We start from the raw sequence: 18,518 nt of genomic DNA, 5'->3' as shown, positions 1-18,518 counted from the left end.
TCATCTGGGAATCCTGTAACTTTGAATGTATCCGTTTATAAATATGTCCTATTGGTTTTACTGGTAGTCACAAAAAATGTAGGGGCTGCAACGCCAAGTGAGGAATTTCCAGCGGTAGCGTTGGAGGTAAATCAACAGCACTACACGGTGGAATATGCCTACAGTGACCAACAACGCGCCTTGGGTTTAATGCATCGCCTGCACTTGTGTAACGATTGCGGCATGTTGTTTAACTTTCAGCGCACTAAACAAGCTCAAATGTGGATGAAAAATACTTTGATCCCTTTAGATGTCGCTTTTATCCGCAAAGATGGTTCTATTAGCGAAATCACTCAGATGCAAGCGAATGATGACAAACTAACTAAATCGCGCTTTCAAGTGATGTACGCATGGGAGATGAATCAAGGCTGGTTTGCCAAAAATGCAATCCAAGTCGGAGATAAAGTAGTGATTAAAGCTGTAGAATAACTTACTGAAAATAAAACATTTCGCTGCAGTTTTGTCCTAGTGGCGGCCAGTTTCTCGAAGAGGTAAGCATGACAGAAAAAGAAAAGATGTTAGCTGGAGAGTTGTATTTGGCCTTTGACGGAGAGTTGGTTGAAGAGCGTAACCAAGCTAAGTCTCTATGTTACGAACTCAATTTGTTACACCCCGAAGAAGACTTACGCGCTGAGGTTTTAGCCGAGCTGTTACCAAACAGTCTCGATCCTTGGATAGAGCCAGATTTTTTCTGTGACTACGGCTATAACATCACCACCGGTAAGAATTTTTACGCTAACCATAACTGCGTGATTCTTGATGGTGCGCCTGTCACCATCGGCGATGACGTGATGCTGGCTCCTGCTGTGAATATTTCTACTGCGACTCACCCATTAAACGTTAAGCAGCGCACCGAGGGTTTAGAGCGAGCTTTACCTGTAACCATTGGAGATCGCGTGTGGATTGGTATGGGGGCGAATATTTTACCTGGCGTAAGCATTGGTGATAACGCGGTGATTGCCGCTGGTGCCTTGGTTAACAAAGATGTGGCGGCTAATACAGTTGTAGCCGGCGTACCGGCTAAATACGTGAGAGATATTCCAGAAGATGAAGACTAGTGTTTTTTGCGAAAAGAGCACTAGGTAAACCGTTAGGGCTGTTACGCCTATCAATCTAATAGTTATAAGCCATTTCTTATCTGTCTTGGCTTGCATTACATTTGAGCTGTAATCTTAAAGGCCCTTGAAGGAGGTCTTATGCAACAGCTTAATGTTAGACACTACATGCGTGCTCAATTCTTGAGTTTTACCGAAGAGCAAAGCATTAACGAGGCCAGCGAATTGCTGACTAATTCACACCAGCTTGGTGCCCCAGTGGTTGACGCTAAAGGCGCATTAATTGGTTGGTTATCGGAGCTAGACTGCGTAACTCAAATGCTACAAGCCGGTTACTACTGCGATCAAAGTGCTTTGGTTAAAGACATTATGCGCAGTGAAGTACTTAGTGTTGGTCCAGATGAGAATGTACTCGACTTGGCAAAAACCATGACGGATAACAAACCAAAGAGTTACCCTGTGTTAGAAAACGGCAAACTGATTGGTTTAATCGAGCGCAAAGCGGTATTAGCAGCGCTTCATCAGCAACAGCAGCAGTGCTTTAGCGTACAGTAACAAACCTATTTTCAGTCACTTAATAACAACTTTGGCAAAAGCCTACTACTATGTAAGTTGTTATTAAGCACTGGAAAGCAAATGGGTTTAGCGATAGTTAAAACGTGTACCTTAGTGGGCATGGAAGCCTTAAATGTGACTGTAGAAGTGCATTTAGCCAATGGTTTGCCCGCTTTTAGCATTGTAGGTTTACCAGAAACCTCGGTTAAAGAAGCTAAAGATAGAGTTCGTAGCGCCATTCTCAATAGTGGCTTTTCCTTTCCTGCAAAACGCATTACCGTAAATCTAGCGCCTGCAGATGTTCCTAAAAGTGGAGGTCGCTTTGATCTGCCAATTGCTATTGGTATTTTAGCCGCTGCTGGTGATGTTCCTCTAGCGTGTTTGAATGACATGGCGTTTTGCGGTGAGCTGGCTTTATCGGGAGCAATTCGCCCGGTGAGCGGAGCAATTGCCACTGCCTTATCAATAAGCCAGCAGGGTTTAACTTTGGTGACTAGTGAGCAAGATGCCGACGCAGCGGTAAGAGTGCCAGAGGCTAAAGTACATGGCAGCGCCAGCTTGCAGCAGTTAAGTGCTGGCCTCAATGGCCAAAGCGCTTTTAACTTGAAGGACTCTCAAGTTATTGAGCCGCAGTTTAACGAAAGCCTCTTAGATATGAGCGAAGTGCAAGGTCAACATCTAGCAAAACGTGCTTTAGAACTAGCTGCCGCCGGCGCGCATAATCTGTTAATGATGGGCCCTCCAGGTACCGGAAAAACTATGTTGGCGAGTCGTTTACCGGGCATATTACCCAGCTTAACTGAGCAACAAGCCATAGAGGTGGCGGCAATAAACTCGGTAAGCGCTCAGCAACGAGAGCTAGAGCAATGGTACATTCCGCCTTTTCGTAGCCCGCATCATAGTGCCTCAATGGTCGCGCTGGTGGGCGGTGGTTCAAACCCTAAGCCCGGCGAAATAACCTTAGCCCATCATGGTGTGCTTTTTTTAGACGAACTTCCTGAGTTTGCTCGCAGTACCTTAGATGCATTGCGCCAGCCGCTTGAGTCGGGAGAGGTGCATATTTCTCGTGCTGCTTTGCAGGTGCGCTTCCCTTCTCGTTTCCAGTTGGTGGCGGCCATGAACCCTTCACCTTGTGGTTACTATCAAGGCCAGCAGCTACGCAGTAATCCCGACCAAATTTTAAAATATCTTGGCAAGCTATCGGGGCCATTTTTAGACCGCTTTGATTTAAGTGTTGAGGTAGCTGAATTACCTAAAGGCAGTTTAACTCAGCATGCGCAGGGAGAGTCTAGTGCCCAGATAAAACAGCGGGTGATTAACGCGCGCAAGCTGCAGTTGGAGCGTAGCGGTAAGTTAAATAGCCAACTCTCTGGAAAAGAGCTTCACCAGCATGCGAGTTTAAGCCTTGAAAATAGTGAGTTTTTAGAAAGCAGTATTAGCCAATTAGGTTTGTCTGCTCGCGCATTTCATCGCGTTTGGCGCTTAGCCAGAACCATTGCCGATCTAAAGCAGCAAAAAGATATTCAACGCAATGACATTGTAGAGGCACTAAGCTATCGGGCAATGGATCGCTTACTTAAGCGTTTGTCTGCCTAGTGTTTATATTTTGTCGAGTTTATCCTTTCTCTATTGATTAATAAATCACTCACCAGATTACGAATTATCTTAGTGTTCGCGGGGCTTCGCTGGAATTTTGCCTTAGCGTAAACAATTAGCTACAACAAAATGGCTCAATAATTGTATAGCTGTTAGTGTTCAAATTATTGACACTTTATTAGAATAACTTGAAGATAACGTTTTCATAAGCTTATGTTTTTCAAGTACAATATAGGATATAAACACAGAGTTATAGATAGCGCTCACTAGGAAGGGCGCCGCTTAGCGCTTGATTAGAGCAATAAAAAAAACATAAAAATAAAGGCAGTGAGGTCAGAAACATGACTTTCACCGAAAAAATGTCAAACAGGCGTTTACAAGGGTGAAGCTGCTACTTAAAGTGCACGTGAATAAGCCGTATGCAAAGAGCTTATCGCGCTTCAAAAGAAGGAAGGAAATACTATGATGAAATGGATGGTGATTGGCATTTCTCTATTGTTTGGTACTGCAAATGCGCAGGATGTTAGAATTTGGCTACAGTCGGGTAGCGAATCGCAATGGATGCAAATGCAAGATTTACAGATCCAAAACTCCGATGGCAGTTTACAACAACGCATTGTTGCCTTAGATAGCAAAGGAAAACCGCTGTTTATGCCACTGAGTGAGTTGGCGTTTATTCAAGCCGATAACAAATATTATTATGTTTCAAATGAGTACGTAGCGGTTACTCATAGCGGTGCTAAATTTAAACTTCCTAGCGGTGATGAAGCCGACAATATGTTTGTTGCACGCAACGGTTACGGCGGTTACACCAGTTTCGACTATTCTGCGCTGCGTCGCATTATCTTCTCTAAGTAGCTAGCTGTTCAGCTAACTGCTGCCATCCAGTGAAAATCGTTTAAGCAACACTTTTTTAAGCGTTTTTTTCTGGCACAATAAAGGCTGCTTCGTTCAAGGGAACAGCCTTCTTGTTATATCTTTACCAAAGTAATCATTTAGATACCTTACAAATTTTATTGAGTAAGGTGATGGCCTTGCAAGCGCCAGAAAATCCATTTACTCAACAGCAGATCTTGGTACAAAGCCCTGGCATGGCGCAGTGGTTAAAACTGCAGCTGGCCGAACAACAAGGCATTGTGGCAAATGTGGCGTTTCCGCTACCTGCTAGCTTTATTTGGCAAATGTTTCACTTAGTTCTGCAAGATGTTCCCGAGCAAAGTCCCTTTAATAAAGAAGCCATGAGTTGGCGATTAATGCGCTTGTTGCCACAGCGTTTGCAAGAGCCAGCATTTAACGCCTTGAAGCACTATCTGTTGGGTGAGCAAGAAAGTGAGGACATTGACAGTCGTAAGCTTTGGCAACTGGCACAAAAAATTGCTGACATTTACGATCAATACTTGGTGTATCGCAGCGAATGGACCAGTGCATGGGAAGCGGGTGATGACTTAAACGAAGTGAGCGAAAGCCAGCCTTGGCAGCCGATATTGTGGCGTGACTTGGTAGACGACACGGTAAGCTCTATGGACTCCCCTTATCACCGGGGCAACTTATATATCGACTTTGTTGAACAGTTGCGAGTGGCCAGTGCCGCGCCTGAAGGTTTGCCCGAGCAGGTGTTTATTTTTGGTATATCAGCCTTGCCGCCAGCCTATGTTGAAGCCTTAGACGCCTTAGCATTACATTGTGAAATTCATCTATTCCTTACCAATCCTTCAGAGCAATACTGGGGCGATGTTCGAGACGTTAGTACCGTGCTAAAACAACAATCCGATATCAGCCAAGTAGGAAATCCCTTATTGGCGTCTATGGGCAAGTTAGGCCGTGATTACATTGAATTGTTGCACCCGCTAAACAAGCAAGAAACCGATCTTTTTGCAGATAACTATGTTAAACCTGAGCCAGGGGAGCCGGACGTCCTCCCAAAACTGCTGGAAATTATTCAAGACGATATTTTAAAGCTGCAAGACCCCATTGATTATCAGAAGTTTGACAACAGTTTGCACAAGCGCCAGATTGAGCCTGATGATTGCAGTGTGCAATTACATCTTTGCCATAGCCCTCGCCGAGAGCTAGAAGTATTACACGATCAACTTCTGGCGATGTTTGAGCAAGACCCAGAACTAAACCCCCGCGATATTATTGTAATGGTGCCTGATGTAAATCGTTATGGGCCAATGATTCAGGCTGTGTTTGGCAGCACCAGTGCAGAAACGCGCTTGCCTTTTGCTATTTCAGATCGCAGTGTCACTCAAGAAAACCCTGTTTTGTTAAGCTTTTTGGAGCTATTGGCGCTACCACAAAAACGTAAGTCTGCGGCAGAGCTTTTAGCGTTATTAGAAGTACCGGCGATTATGCGTCGTTTTGAATTAGCTGAAGATGAACTTAAGTCGCTGCGCCAATGGGTGAGAGAAGCAGGGGTGCGTTGGGGGCTAGATGGCAGTGACCGCAGCCGCTGGCAGGCCCCAGAAGATGAAACTCACTCTTGGCTATTTGGCCTTAAGAGGATGCTGTTGGGCTATGCGATGCCCAGTGATGCGGGTTTACATCAAGGGGTGCTAGCCTACGATGAGGTGCAAGGGAAAATTGCCTTAGCAGTGGGCAAGCTAGCCGACTTTATAGACCAACTAATGTTGCTAGAACAACAGTTGTTGAGTGCGGTTAACGCCGAGCAATGGCGACTGCGTTTGCAAGACCTTCTCAGCAATACTTACAGCTTTGATAGTGATGACGAAACCGAGCAACTGCGCCTGCATAAGTTATTTGAAACCCTCGTAGAGCAATGTAGCAGTAGCGGTTTTATGGAGCTTATCAGCCCTGAACTTATTTTGGATTATTGTCGCAATCAGCTAAATGCCCAGCGTGGTAGTCAACGCTTTTTGGCGGGGCAAATTAACTTTTGTACCTTACTGCCAATGCGCGCTATACCATTTAAGGTGGTGTGTTTATTGGGCATGAATGACAGTGAGTATCCGCGCTCTGTACCTAGCATGGGCTTTGACTTAATGGCGCAAAATCCTGCTAAACGTGGCGACCGTAGCCGCCGAGATGACGACCGCTATTTGTTCTTAGAAGCATTGCTGGCCGCCCAAGATACTTTATATGTCTCTTATATTGCCCATAGTGCCAAAGATAACAGTGAACAAACGCCGTCGGTGTTGGTAGCAGAGCTATGTGATTACATTGGCCAAAGCTGCGTGCTACAAGGTGATGAACAACTAAATGTGGATCAATCAGCCAAGCGTTTGTTAACGCATCTTAGTTGTGAGCATCCCTTGCAACCCTTCTCGAGCGAGTATTATCAAAGCCAAAGCGATAAGTTTAGTTATGCGCAGCGTTGGCTGCCGGCGGTGGCTGCCCAGCAACAAAGCAAAGCGCCCGAGCCTATAGAAGAAGCGCTGATCAATGAAGGTTACATAGCGGATATTGAAATGGACGAGTTGCTTGCCTTTAGTCGCTCGCCCATCGCTTATTTTTATCAGCGGCGCTTAAAAGTGAGTTTTCCGCGCTTAAGTGAGCAATTAGAAGAAACCGAACCCTTTTTAGTACAAGGGTTAGCGGGTTTCTCTATGAAGCAATATTTACTCGAACAGCAACTAAACAACGCAGATAAAAAGCAGCAATTTGCGCTGTTACATGCTGCCGGTAGCTTGCCGCATGGTGGTTTTGGAGAGGTATCGTTTGAGCAGCAATGGCAAGATCTTGAACCCTTGGCCGATGCCCTATTTCCCTTACTCGCGGGAGGGTTAGTTAAGCGCCAGCAACTAGCCCTAGATCTAGAGTATTCGCTTGAGGATGGTTTGCAGCAGTGTCGTTTATCGGCTTGGTTAAAGCACCAATATGGGCAAGGTTTAGTGAGTTATCGACCGGGCAGTATTCGGGGTAAAGATTTGCTCGCTGCTTGGCTGTGGCACTTAGTGTTTCACGCTAGTTTACCAGAGCAAGCGCTCAGCTCTTATGTGCTTGGTCGTAAAGGGGCTTGGCAGCTTTCGCCAATAAGTGCAGAACAAGCAAAAGAGTATTTAGCGCTTTGGCTAAGCCACTTACAACAAGGTTTACACCAGCCGATATTGCTACCTATCGAAAGCGCTTGGCAGTGGATAAGCCAATGTAAAGACAAGAAAACCGGCAGTATTGAGTACAGCGAGGCCAATCTAGATAAAGCAAGACGGGCGGCACGCAATCAGTTTAACGGAGGGCCGTTTGCTCAGGCAGAAGGCGCAGATCCGTATATTCAAGCCCAGTTAAGCGATTTAGACGCCATTTGGCCGCAGTTCGAAGCCAGTGCTCAAGCCTTGCTTGGCCCTTTGTTAGCTCATCTAGAGGAGTTTGCTGGTGTCTAATCTAAACCAAGCTACTCCGCAGAGCAGCACGACCAATAATAACTTAGATGTTTTCAGCTTTCCCTTAAATGGCTCTCGGCTTATTGAAGCCAGTGCCGGTACGGGTAAAACCTACACTATTGGTGCTTTGGTGCTGCGTTTATTGCTAGGGCATTATCGTCTACCAGAGCAAGCTTTTAGCCAAGCTGGAGAGCGCGTACCGCTCACTATTGAGCAGATATTGGTGGTTACCTTTACCGAAGCGGCTACGCAGGAACTGCGAGGCCGAATTCGCGAGAAAATTCATCAAGCGCGGATTGCTTTTTTACGAGGCCAAAGTGATGACTTCATTATTAGTCAGCTGCTAGATGAGGTTAACGACCACCCGCAGGCGGCGCAACGTTTGCTGTTGGCTGAGCAGAACATGGACCAGGCGGCGGTGTTTACCATTCATGGTTTTTGCCAACGCATGTTGAAGCAACATGCTTTCGAATCGGGCTTGCCCTTTGAGATGGAGTTTCTTACCAACGAAATTCATCTTCGTTTGCAAGCGGTGCAAGACTGCTGGCGTCAGCGCTTTTATCCCTTATCGGTGCCCTTAGTGGGGCGAATAGTGCAATGCTGGGCTAGCCCTTACGACTTACATCAAGAGCTGGTCGGCTTGCTAAATCAAAGCCATTTTGAGCTACAAGGTGTGCCGCAAGAGCAAGATTTAGAACGCTTTTTTGCGCAACAAATTAATCGCATTGATGTCTTTAAACAGCTTTGGAAACCGGCTGCGGCAGAGATTGCCGAACTTATTGCAACTGCGCCATTAAATGGCAATAAGTTTCGTAAAGCTTCGGTCGAAAAATGGTTGGGCTTAATTAACCAGTTTGCAGACGCCGCAACCGACAGTGACTTTTTAAGCAAACCATTGCGCGAGGCTTTGGCTAAGTTCACGCCAGAGAATTTAGCCAATGGCGTAAAAGCTAAAGGTTCGCCTCCGCAACACCCGGCGTTTAACGCGATAGAAACCTTGTTTGATGAAGAACAAAACATCAAAAACTTGCTGTTAGCCCAGTTGTTACCGCAAATACGTCAGCGTTTTAGTGAACTCAAGCAACAACAACAGCTGTTAAGTTTCGATGATTTATTGGCGGGTTTGGCCAAGGCGCTAAATGCACCTCAGGGAGAAGCTCTAGCCAAGCAAATTGCCGAGCTTTATCCGGTGGCGATGATTGATGAATTCCAAGATACCGATCCTCAGCAATATCAGATTTTTTCTCAGCTGTATATTGATAGGCCAGATACCGCGTTAATGCTAATTGGCGACCCTAAGCAGGCGATTTATGGTTTTCGCGGCGCCGACATTTTCACTTATATGCAAGCGCGCAACAAGGTTACCGCACGTTACAACCTGCCAACCAATTGGCGTTCCACTGGCGCGATGGTGACCGCATGCAATAAGTTGTTTGAGTGCCATTCGCGGCCATTTATTTTTGACGATGCCATTGAGTTTATCCCAGTGAATGCGGCTAAAGCAGAGCTGAGTGGTTTAGTTATAAACGGCGAGCCACAGGCAGCCATGCAGTTTTTGTATCAGCAAAACGCAGAATTTGTGCGCGGCGAAGATTATCTTGTTGGCCAAGCGTTACAGTGTGCCCAGCAAATACAGGCTTTGTTAGAAGCCGGGCAACAAGGGCGTGCAACTCTGGGCGATGGTGGAAAAACGGTGCAAGCGGGCGATATCGCGGTGTTAGTACGCACCCGCCGTGAAGGCGAAAAAGTGGCCGCGGCATTGGCTAAACAAAACATTGCCAGTGTCAGCTTATCTAACCGCGATAGTGTGTTTGAAAGCCCCGAAGCCTATCAATTTTATTTGCAGTTATTAGCCTGCCAAGAGCCGCATAACGACCGAAAACTGCGCGCAGCTTTAGCCTGTAAAATTCTAGGTTTAGGTTTAAGCGAGTTGGACCAACTAAATACCGATGAGCGTAGCTGGCAACGTTATTCTCAAGAGTACAGCGAGTACCAACAGCTTTGGTATAAGCAAGGCGTACTAGCAATGTTTTATTCTTGGATGAGCCAACGTGGCATTAGCGAACGCTGGATCAGCCAAAACGATAACTATGGTGAGCGCTTACTGACCAACTTGATGCATTTAGCTGAGTTACTGCAAAATCAGAGCGCCGAGTTAGATGGTGAAGCTGCGTTAATGCGCTGGTTTGCCGAACAACTACTCGAGCCCGATGGCAATGCCGACGACCAACAACTGCGCTTAGAAAGTGATGCGAACTTGGTGCAAATTGTCACTATTCACAAAAGTAAGGGCTTGGAATATCCGATTGTGATGTTGCCGTTTATTTTGGGTTATCGTGAAGCGAGCGAAGCGCTTTATCACCAAGGCGAGCGCTTTATTCTCGATTTAAATGGCAGTGAGCAAGCTATGGAGGCTGCCAGCCAAGAGCGTTTGGCTGAAGACTTGCGCTTGCTTTATGTAGCGGTAACTCGAGCGGTGTATTGCTGTTATTTAGGTGTGGCAGATCTGAAAAAAGGTAATGCCAAAAAAGGTGATACCGACGTGCATCAAAGCGCCTTAGGCTACTTGTTGCAGCAAAATCAGCCACAACCTGCTGGCGCGCTTAGCGCTATTTTGGACAATTTGGCTCAGCTTCCCTGCATGAGTTGGCAAACGGTGAGTGAGCAAACACTTGCGCCATATAACCCGCTAAACCAAGAGCAGCAAACTTTTGCTGCTAAGCAATTTACTACCCAGCTTAATCGAAACTGGTGGCTAACCAGTTACTCTGCGCTTAGTCGCCAGCAAGGCCATGGCGCAGGCTTTGATGCAAGTAGTGATATGGCATGGCTAGATGAAGCAGAAGGTTTAAGTGCTGAGCCAAGCCAAGTTGAACAGCCGCAAACGCTGACTATTTTTGATTTTCCTCGTGGCGCAGAGGCTGGTACTTTTTTGCACTTATTGTTTGAAGAAGTGGATTTTCAAGCCGATTTAGCGAGTATTCAAATGGCTATTGCGCCCTTACTGCAGGCCTCTAGTTATAATCAGTTGGACGCCCAAGGCGAGTTGTTATGGTTAGTGCCACTGGCTGATATGTTCCAACAAGTGTGTGCTACGCCTTTGGATGATGCTGGGAGCTCTGCTGCTTACAGTTTAAGCCAACTAAGCCCTGCACAACGCTTGGTAGAAATGGAGTTTTTCTTGCCAATTTCAAACCTACAAGCCAATCAAGTTAATCAGCTAATTCAATATTTCGACCCATTAAGTCGCCAAGCTAAACCTTTGGATTTTGCCAGTGTGCAAGGCATGTTAAAGGGCTTTATCGATTTGGTGTATCAACATGATGGTCGTTATTACGTATTGGACTACAAGTCGAATTACCTAGGTGCAGAAGTAAGTGAGTACCAACAACAGGCAATGATGGATGCTATGGTTGAGCATCGCTACGATTTCCAATATCAGCTGTATAGTTTGGCTTTACACCGTTGGTTGGGGCAACGAATACCTGACTACGACTATGAGCAGCACTTTGGCGGGGTTTATTACTTATTTTTGCGTGGAATGGCCAGTGATTTGGCTAGCCAAACCGCTCAAAACGAGCGGCGTAATGGCGTGTATTTTAGCCGACCGGATCCGCAGTTTATTGAGTACCTTGATCAGTTATTTGCCGGGCAAGATCTTAATCAAACATTAGTGCAGCTAAATCATGTGGAGGCGAACGATGACTAGTTTACTGGTTAATGATACTAGCCTTCTAAGCGCTACTGATTGGCTCCAACAGTTAAAACAACAGGGACAAATCAGCGCCTTAGATTTTCATTTTGCTAAGTCGTTTGCGAGCCGCGAACAGGAAGATGTTTTGATGGTGGCAGCCGCGCTGGTAAGTAATGAATTACAAGCCGGCCATGTTTGTATCGATATGCCTAGCCTAGCCAAGCGTTGTGAACAATTGGGCGCTTGCCCACTTGCAGGCGCGCTTGAGCCTGAATTTTGGCAAGTGCAACTTGGGTCTTCAGCGGCAGTAATGCAAGCTGAATTATCCATAGATGCTAAGCCATTGGTAATGCAGTATGGGCGCTTATATTTGTATCGATATTGGAACTATGAGCAACAAATTGCCGATTACTTCGGTGAACATTCACTTACCAGTGATTACCCCTTAGCCCAAATACAACAGCAAGTGGAGCAATTGTTTAGCCCTAACTGGCAAATGTTATTACAGGCTAAAGCCGCTTATAGTCCGCAACAGATGGCTTTATACGCCCAGCAATATTTGGATGTAAGTGACGCGAACTTACTTAATAATGCCGAGTTCTTGAGCAAACTTGCAGGTATTGAACAAGTATCTGAACTACAAAATTTAGTCGCTAAAATAGGTAATGCTAGCAAGATAAATTGGCAGAAGCTGGCCGCCTTACAAGCCTGTTACCAGCCTCGGCTAGTGATTAGTGGCGGGCCGGGCACCGGTAAAACCACCACCGTGACGCGCTTGCTCGCTTTATTACAAGATTTACAACTAAGTGCTGGAAAAGCGGCTTTAAACATTCAGTTGGTTGCACCAACGGGTAAAGCTGCCGCGCGCTTAAGTGAATCTATTATCGGCGCCAAACAGCAGCTTAATGCGAGTGAGCAAACTATCGCAACTATCCCTGAGCAAGCTTCAACTATTCACCGCCTATTGGGTGTTATACCTGGGCGGGCGGAGTTTCGTCATCATGCCGACAACCCCTTAGCTTTAGATTTATTGGTGGTGGATGAAGCGTCGATGATTGATATGCCACTTATGGTGAAGCTACTAGCGGCAATGCCTAAACAGGCGCGAATTATTTTGTTGGGTGATAAGGACCAACTGGCTTCGGTAGAGGCGGGGGCAGTATTGGGGGATTTATGTGCCTTTATTGAGCAGGGGTACAGCCAAACCTTGTTGGATAATTTGCAAGCCAGTAGCGGCTTTAACTTAAGTGCTTGGCAAGCTAAGCAGCCTTTACCTATAGCTGATAAGCTGTGTTTATTGCGTAAAAGCTATCGCTTTGATGCGCATTCAGGCATCGGTTTGTTGGCCGCAGCGATAAACCAAGGCCAAGTTAAACAAACCATGGCTTTGCTGGATTCACGCCGCGAAGACTTACCCTATCAAACGCTAAATCAAGATAGTTACCAGCACTTGCTTGGGCAAAGCGCTAAGGCTTACCAGCCCTATTTAGAGGCGTTGCGCCAAGGTTTACCGATGGAGCAGGTGTTTGCCAAGTTTCATCAGTTTCAGCTTTTAGTTGCACTTCGTAATGGTGATTTGGGTGTGACTGGGCTTAATCAACGCATCGAGAAACGGCTAAACCAGCAAGGTTTTATTACGCTGCCAAAACAAGCCGATAGCGTGTGGTATGCCGGTAGGCCAGTGATGATTGAGCAGAACGACCACGAGCAGCGGCTGTATAACGGTGATATTGGTATTTGTGCACAAGATGAAAGTGGCCAGCTAATGGTGGCTTTTGAATCCGCCAATGGTTTGCGCTGGCTATTGCCTAGTCGCTTGCCGGCTCACCAAAGTGTCTACGCCATGACCGTACACAAAAGCCAAGGTAGCGAATTTAAACAGGTGTGTATGTTGCTGCCGCCAGCCACCCAAGCCTTGGTAAATCGAGAGTTGTTGTATACCGCAATCACCCGCGCAAAAACTACCTTTAGCTTATATGCCGATGCCGAGAGCATAGGTGCTGCATGTAGGAATAAAACCCAGCGGCGCTCGGGCTTGGTAGAGCGCTTGGTTGTTGGTGAGTAAATCAGATACTTAGCGCTCCAATTCTTCGATGTTTTACAATTGGAGAGTTAAGTATTTTTATTAAAGTCGTACTCTTGGCTTGAGCACTTTAAGTATCAAGCTAAGGCCGTTATTGATTGATTAGGCGAGCTTCTAATTCAACGGTCTCAACGCCACAAACTCCGCTGCTTACTTCAACATCGTAGGCATACCAGTTCTCATAGCCTTCTTTCATTACACTTACGTTGTAAAACCCCGGTCTTTCGAAGGCTCCTTGTAAAGTATGCTGTGGTTCGCAAGTAACTTCTTCAGGGTGGGTAAGGGTTTCTTCATAGCTTGATTCTTGAAGAGTCGCACTTGCTCCACATGAAGCCGCTTCTCCAGATTGGTCATCCAAAACGGTGATGGCAATACCTGGATTTACAACTTGAGGACAACCAAGCCCAGTTTCGTCTGAGTTACAGCCTAGTAACGCCAAACCCACTAAACCAATTGAATAACATCGCCAGCTTTTCAAACCCAGACTCCTTGAATACGAGTAAATTGATACTACTCAATTCTAAATTAATGATAGTTTAGATATTAACTTAAGTTTTTGATCTTTTTCATTAAAAATTCTTAATTTAGTGCGGTGACGCAAGTTATGTAGCTAGTTTTTCCGTTGTTGAATGTATTCCTTAAACAGCTTGTGCACGCCGTGTAAAAACTCTATATCGTCGCGCCGCGCACCCAGCATATCGTCAACAAAGCGCAGACTACTGGCGGGAACGGGTGGCCCTTTCACTAAATCACGCTCATGTTGAGATAGCGGTAATATGTACACCACACTCAGATCTAACGCTTTGGCAATTTTAAACAATTCAATCTGGCTAAAGTTAGCGTTGCCGTCTTTATCCAGCTTGTTGTAAAGGGCGCTTTTTGAAATGCCGCTTAGCTTGGCCAGTTGGTTACGGTTAAGTTTGCAATAGGCTAGCAATGACTCGATGCGGTCGATTTGCATAAAGCGATATTCGCGCTCGTTTATATCTTTAAATTCAAAACTGCCTGTGGCAATGCTGTCTAGATCAGAGTTGTCCATAACTTTTCCCTGTTTGCGGAAAATACCATGCATTCTGTTCCAGTATAGGGAATCGTATACCGATAAAATAGCCTTATTGAATCGAACTGGAGATAAGCATGAGACAAACATCCGATAGAATTCGCCATGCCGTAGGTTTTGAGTTAGTTGGCCTATTAGGAGCTATGCCTTTGCTGGCTGTGCTGTTTGGGGTAGACCCAATGCATTCTGGCGCGATGGGTTTGTTTTTTTCGGTTATCGCTACAGCGTGGAACTATTTTTACAATCGCTGGTTTGATATTTTTTTATTTAAACGCCAAGGGCATAGCGATAAAAGCCAAAAGCAACGCATATTCCATGCCTTTGGTTTTGAGTTAGGTTTGTTAGTTATCACTATTCCAGTAATGGCTTGGTGGCTAAATGTTAGTTTGCTAGACGCGCTGATTATGGATGCAGCCATGATCATCTATTACTTGTTTTTTGCATACTTTTATAACCTGGCGTATGACAAGTTATTTCCAATTAACAAAGCCACTAAACTGCTTACTAGCGTTTAGTCGAGTAAACCCGCAAGCTTAGCGCGGCTATAACAAGCAATGGTTTTGGCATCGTTGATGGTCCCATTAACGATGCCTTTTTCAAACTCTGCACTGCTCATTTCAAATACTTCAATAAACTCATCTTCGTCGCATTGACCTGCTTGATGCGAAAGCTGCTTGGCCAAAAACAAATACTGTATCTCGTCACAAAAGCCCGGCGCCGGATATAGTTTACCAAGGCTGTGCCATTGCTCGGCGACTAAATTAACTTCTTCCTGCAGCTCGCGTTTAGCACAGGCTAGTATTCCATCCTCGCTTTGTTCATCGGCCTCTATGGTGCCAGCAGGGAGTTCCACCAACCAGTCTTGAATGGCAGTGCGATACTGGCGCTCCATAACAATGTTGCCCGCATCATTAATCGCTAGCACTACCACTGCACCTGGGTGGCGAAGAGTGGTGATGGTTTTTTGCTGTTGATTAGGCAGACGTTGCTGCTCGCGAGTTACCTCAAAACAATGCCATTTTAGTAGGCTTTGCTGTTGCATAGCGGGATCCTTTTAGCGCCAAAAAACTTAGCTTACTGCAGCCGCAATTAATTGTATTTGTAAAAAACCTGAAAAATTAAATATAAATTTATCAATTACTGGTTTTTTGTATAAAAATTAACCATAGTTTAAAGAGCTGTAGGAGGGAATACTATGTCTCGCTTAAGTCTTTATCTTATTGCCAGTACCTTATTTATTGGGGTCGTTATGGGCTTAACCAGCATGAGCTTAATGAGCCAACATAACGCAGCAGTGAATCAGCTTTCCAGCAATGTCGCTAAGCGCGCTGCCGCCGTTGCTGCCTTAATTAAGCATACCGAAACGCAACACCGCCAAGAGCTAGAATACTTTGCCGAACTTTCAATGGTGCCCAAAGCGTTAGATAGTGGCAACTATGAGGTAGTCGCGGAGTTGCTTAGTAAGCTAATGCAAAGTAAATCAACCGTGGTGCAAACGCGTTTGTTTAATCCCGAAGGGCAGGAGGTATTCAAGCTAGTGAATCGCGCAGGTGTGCCAGTGCGTTTAACCAATATAGAGCTGCAGGATAAATCTCAGCGCTACTATTTTAAGCAATTAAGTAGCACCGCTATTGGCAATAGCTACTTGTCTCCGGTGGACTTAAACATTGATTATGGCGTGATTGAGCGGCCTTATCGGCCGGTGATGCGCATTGCACAAAAGGTAAGGCATTTAGATAGCGGCCAATACCTAGGCAGTTTAATGTTTAATTACGATGTGAAACAAGAGCTTAGGCAGTTAGCTAGCTTGTTACCCGAACAGCTAAGGTTTTACATTGTAGATGAGCGGCAGCAGTTTTTGGCCCACCCAGATTCGGCGAGTTTATATTGTGCAGAGTTGAGTTGTGACGATCTTTTCATGGAATCTCAAGTTCAGCGCTTGGCCCACCAGCGGGTTTATTTCGACGATAGTTTGGCTGCAGAAATAAACTTAGATAGCCCCGTTCAGCCGGTAATGATGGGCGCACAACTTATTGTGGCTTACCAACATAATTATTTACCACATTTAACCCAGCCTATCTCTAATTTTGGCGTGTTAACAAGGAGCTACCAATGGTGGGCTGCTTTGCTTGTGGCGAGCTTAGTATGCTTGGTTGGATGCTATTCCTACCAACATCTGCAAAACCGGATAGAAGAGCGCTTGCAAAAAGCCAAAATGCATAAGGTGCTAGAAGGGGTAACCGAAATGTTAGAGCGCTTGCATGAGAATGACGACGCGGTAACCGGTAGCCATGTGCAACGGGTGGCCGATTATTCTCGGCTTATGGCGGAGCATGTTGGTTTAGATAAGCAGCTGGTTGAGGATATTCATCAATTTGCCTCTTTGCATGACATTGGCAAAATCTCTACTCCCGACGCGATTCTTGGCAAACCGGGTAAGCTTGATGCACAAGAGTGGGAAGTGATGAAGCAACACGTGGATAATGGCTATCAACTATTAAGAGAGTTTGAGTTAAGCCCAGTAGCCGAAAACATTGTTCGCGGTCACCATGAGCGTTGGGATGGGCAAGGTTACCCGCAAAGAATTGCCGGTGAAGAGATTCCGATTGAGGCAAGAATCGTTAGCTTAGTGGATTGTTTTGATGCCTTAATGTCGGAGCGGCCCTATAAACCAGCTTTTTCTTTTGAAAAGTCTAAGGAGATTATTAACGACTTGAGCGGGAAAGCTTTTGATCCTTACCTAGTCAAAATGTTTAATTTCTTGGAAGCTGATTTTCGTAACAGCCACCCTAGCCCAAAAACTAAAAGTGGCTAAGGTAAGCTGCTTGGTTTATTGGTAGCGCTATTTAAGCTGTTTGGTAGCCAAAAGGGTCATCAATGCTTGGGCTTGGTTGGGTGAACCAAACTGGCCCTGACTCGCCGATATAAAAATGATCTTCTAAGCGAACGCCAAAGTGTTCGGGGATCACCAACATTGGCTCGTTACTAAACACCATACCAGGGGCTAACAGGGTTTCATCGCCTGCTACTAAATAAGGCCCTTCGTGAATATCTAGGCCACAACCGTGCCCCGTGCGATGTGGTAAGCCAGGTAACGCATACTCTGGCCCATAGCCATCTGCTTCTAGCGATTGGCGAGCTGCAGTATCTACACTGGCGCAGCTAGCGCCTAGTTGCGCTGCATTAAATGCGGTCTGTTGCGCTTTATGTTCGCTTTGCCAAGCTTTACGTTGTTGTTCAGTGGCTTCACCGTAAGCGTAGCTGCGGGTTATGTCTGAGTTATAACCGTGCAATAGGCAGCCGGTGTCAATGAGTACCCAATCGTTTTCTTGCAAGATTTGCGGCTCTTTTGCGCCATGTGGAAATGAGCTGGCTAAACCAAACAACACAATACAAAAAGACGATCCGCTAGCGCCTACCTTTTGGTGGGCTTGGTGGATAAACTCGGTCACTTCGCTAGTACTAATACCAGGGCGCAAAATTTTAGCCGCAGCTTTTTGTACCGCCAAGGTCATGTCTTTGGCTCGTTGCAATAAGGCAATCTCGGCGGCTGATTTTATGGCGCGACAAGCTTGAGTGACTACATCACCATTTACAAAATTTAACTCAGGGTTCGCTTTAATCAGACCGTCGACTAAAAAGAACGCTGCACTGGGGTCGACTGCAATGGTGCCGCTTAGTTTTAAATCTGAACATAGCGTTGAAAATAACTGATAAGGGCTTTGGTGTTCATGCCAGCCATGGAAGGGGGCATCAATAAGCATGAAGTCGTTTAAAGAGTCTTGTTCAAAACACGGAGCAATATAGTGCAATTGACCTTCGGCACTTAACAACGCTCCCACCATGCGCTCACTCGCACCCCATTTTAATCCAGTGAAATAATACAAGTTAGTGCCGGCGTTTAAGTAAATAGCGCTTATGCCTTGTTGCTGCATTAACTCACATGCTCGTTGCTGGCGCTGTTGGTACTCGGCCTTACTAATTCCACTTATGTCGCTACACATATTGCTTAATGCAGCCAACTGCTCGCTGGCTGAACTGCCACCTACCCCTATGGTCATTATTTTTCCTTGTTGCATGATTAGCTAAGATAGTC

14 protein-coding genes are annotated in these 18,518 nt (G+C 45.8%); 10 read left to right on the top strand and 4 right to left on the bottom strand.

The annotated features are described in order from the left end of the window. Positions 1 to 21 precede the first annotated feature (21 nt). The 8 genes from K5609_RS19310 (at position 22) to recD (ending at position 13,344) form a co-directional block, all read left to right on the top strand. Positions 22 to 468, top strand: coding sequence for a DUF192 domain-containing protein (locus K5609_RS19310; protein WP_246611901.1), 447 nt, complete (start codon positions 22 to 24; stop codon positions 466 to 468). 68 nt (positions 469 to 536) lie between these two features. Continuing rightward, complete coding sequence (locus K5609_RS19305; protein WP_221075039.1) at positions 537 to 1,097, top strand: sugar O-acetyltransferase; 561 nt, start codon at positions 537 to 539, stop codon at positions 1,095 to 1,097. Between the two features lie 138 nt (positions 1,098 to 1,235). Beyond that, a complete protein-coding gene (locus K5609_RS19300) occupies positions 1,236 to 1,649 on the top strand; it encodes a CBS domain-containing protein (protein ID WP_016402301.1) in 414 nt (137 codons plus the stop codon). A gap of 81 nt (positions 1,650 to 1,730) precedes the next feature. Then, positions 1,731 to 3,245 carry a YifB family Mg chelatase-like AAA ATPase gene (locus tag K5609_RS19295; RefSeq protein WP_221075038.1) on the top strand — a complete coding sequence of 505 codons (1,515 nt, stop codon included), beginning with the start codon at positions 1,731 to 1,733 and terminating at the stop codon, positions 3,243 to 3,245. Between the two features lie 462 nt (positions 3,246 to 3,707). Further along, the gene (locus K5609_RS19290; protein WP_016402299.1) at positions 3,708 to 4,103 is read left to right on the top strand and encodes a hypothetical protein; all 396 of its coding nucleotides are present in this window, start codon (positions 3,708 to 3,710) and stop codon (positions 4,101 to 4,103) included. Positions 4,104 to 4,213: 110 nt separating this feature from the next. Beyond that, entirely contained in the window at positions 4,214 to 7,585 is a 3,372-nt protein-coding gene (recC, locus tag K5609_RS19285) for an exodeoxyribonuclease V subunit gamma (RefSeq protein WP_221075037.1), read from the top strand. Then, positions 7,578 to 11,294: an exodeoxyribonuclease V subunit beta gene (recB, locus tag K5609_RS19280; protein ID WP_221075036.1), complete on the top strand. Its 3,717-nt coding sequence runs from the start codon at positions 7,578 to 7,580 to the stop codon at positions 11,292 to 11,294. Before recC ends, recB begins: the two co-directional genes overlap by 8 nt. After that, entirely contained in the window at positions 11,287 to 13,344 is a 2,058-nt protein-coding gene (gene recD, locus K5609_RS19275) for an exodeoxyribonuclease V subunit alpha (RefSeq protein WP_221075035.1), read from the top strand. Before recB ends, recD begins: the two co-directional genes overlap by 8 nt. A gap of 109 nt (positions 13,345 to 13,453) precedes the next feature. On the opposite strand, the gene K5609_RS19270 is transcribed toward recD, so the two are convergent. Both K5609_RS19270 and K5609_RS19265 read right to left on the bottom strand, forming a co-directional pair. Further along, positions 13,454 to 13,840 (bottom strand): hypothetical protein, encoded by a 387-nt coding sequence (locus K5609_RS19270; RefSeq protein ID WP_221075034.1) that lies wholly within the window; start codon positions 13,838 to 13,840, stop codon positions 13,454 to 13,456. Between the two features lie 132 nt (positions 13,841 to 13,972). Then, positions 13,973 to 14,401 carry a helix-turn-helix domain-containing protein gene (locus K5609_RS19265; protein ID WP_221075033.1) on the bottom strand — a complete coding sequence of 143 codons (429 nt, stop codon included), beginning with the start codon at positions 14,399 to 14,401 and terminating at the stop codon, positions 13,973 to 13,975. Positions 14,402 to 14,499: 98 nt separating this feature from the next. Here K5609_RS19265 and K5609_RS19260 point away from each other — a divergent pair, with 98 nt between their 5' ends. Next, positions 14,500 to 14,937 (top strand): PACE efflux transporter, encoded by a 438-nt coding sequence (locus tag K5609_RS19260; protein ID WP_221075032.1) that lies wholly within the window; start codon positions 14,500 to 14,502, stop codon positions 14,935 to 14,937. Here K5609_RS19260 and K5609_RS19255 read toward each other — a convergent pair. Further along, entirely contained in the window at positions 14,934 to 15,464 is a 531-nt protein-coding gene (locus K5609_RS19255; protein WP_221075031.1) for an NUDIX hydrolase, read from the bottom strand. The genes K5609_RS19260 and K5609_RS19255 overlap by 4 nt on opposite strands. A 153-nt stretch (positions 15,465 to 15,617) precedes the next feature. On the opposite strand from K5609_RS19255, the gene K5609_RS19250 reads away from it, so the two are divergent. Further along, positions 15,618 to 17,237 (top strand): HD domain-containing phosphohydrolase, encoded by a 1,620-nt coding sequence (locus K5609_RS19250; RefSeq protein ID WP_221075030.1) that lies wholly within the window; start codon positions 15,618 to 15,620, stop codon positions 17,235 to 17,237. 31 nt (positions 17,238 to 17,268) lie between these two features. On the opposite strand, the gene K5609_RS19245 is transcribed toward K5609_RS19250, so the two are convergent. Then, positions 17,269 to 18,483 carry a M24 family metallopeptidase gene (locus K5609_RS19245; RefSeq protein ID WP_221075029.1) on the bottom strand — a complete coding sequence of 405 codons (1,215 nt, stop codon included), beginning with the start codon at positions 18,481 to 18,483 and terminating at the stop codon, positions 17,269 to 17,271. Positions 18,484 to 18,518 lie beyond the last annotated feature (35 nt).

The organism is Agarivorans aestuarii (genome assembly GCF_019670125.1).
In the GTDB taxonomy this organism is placed as follows: Bacteria; Pseudomonadota; Gammaproteobacteria; order Enterobacterales; family Celerinatantimonadaceae; genus Agarivorans; species Agarivorans aestuarii.
This window is presented reverse-complemented; position numbering and strand designations above follow the sequence as displayed.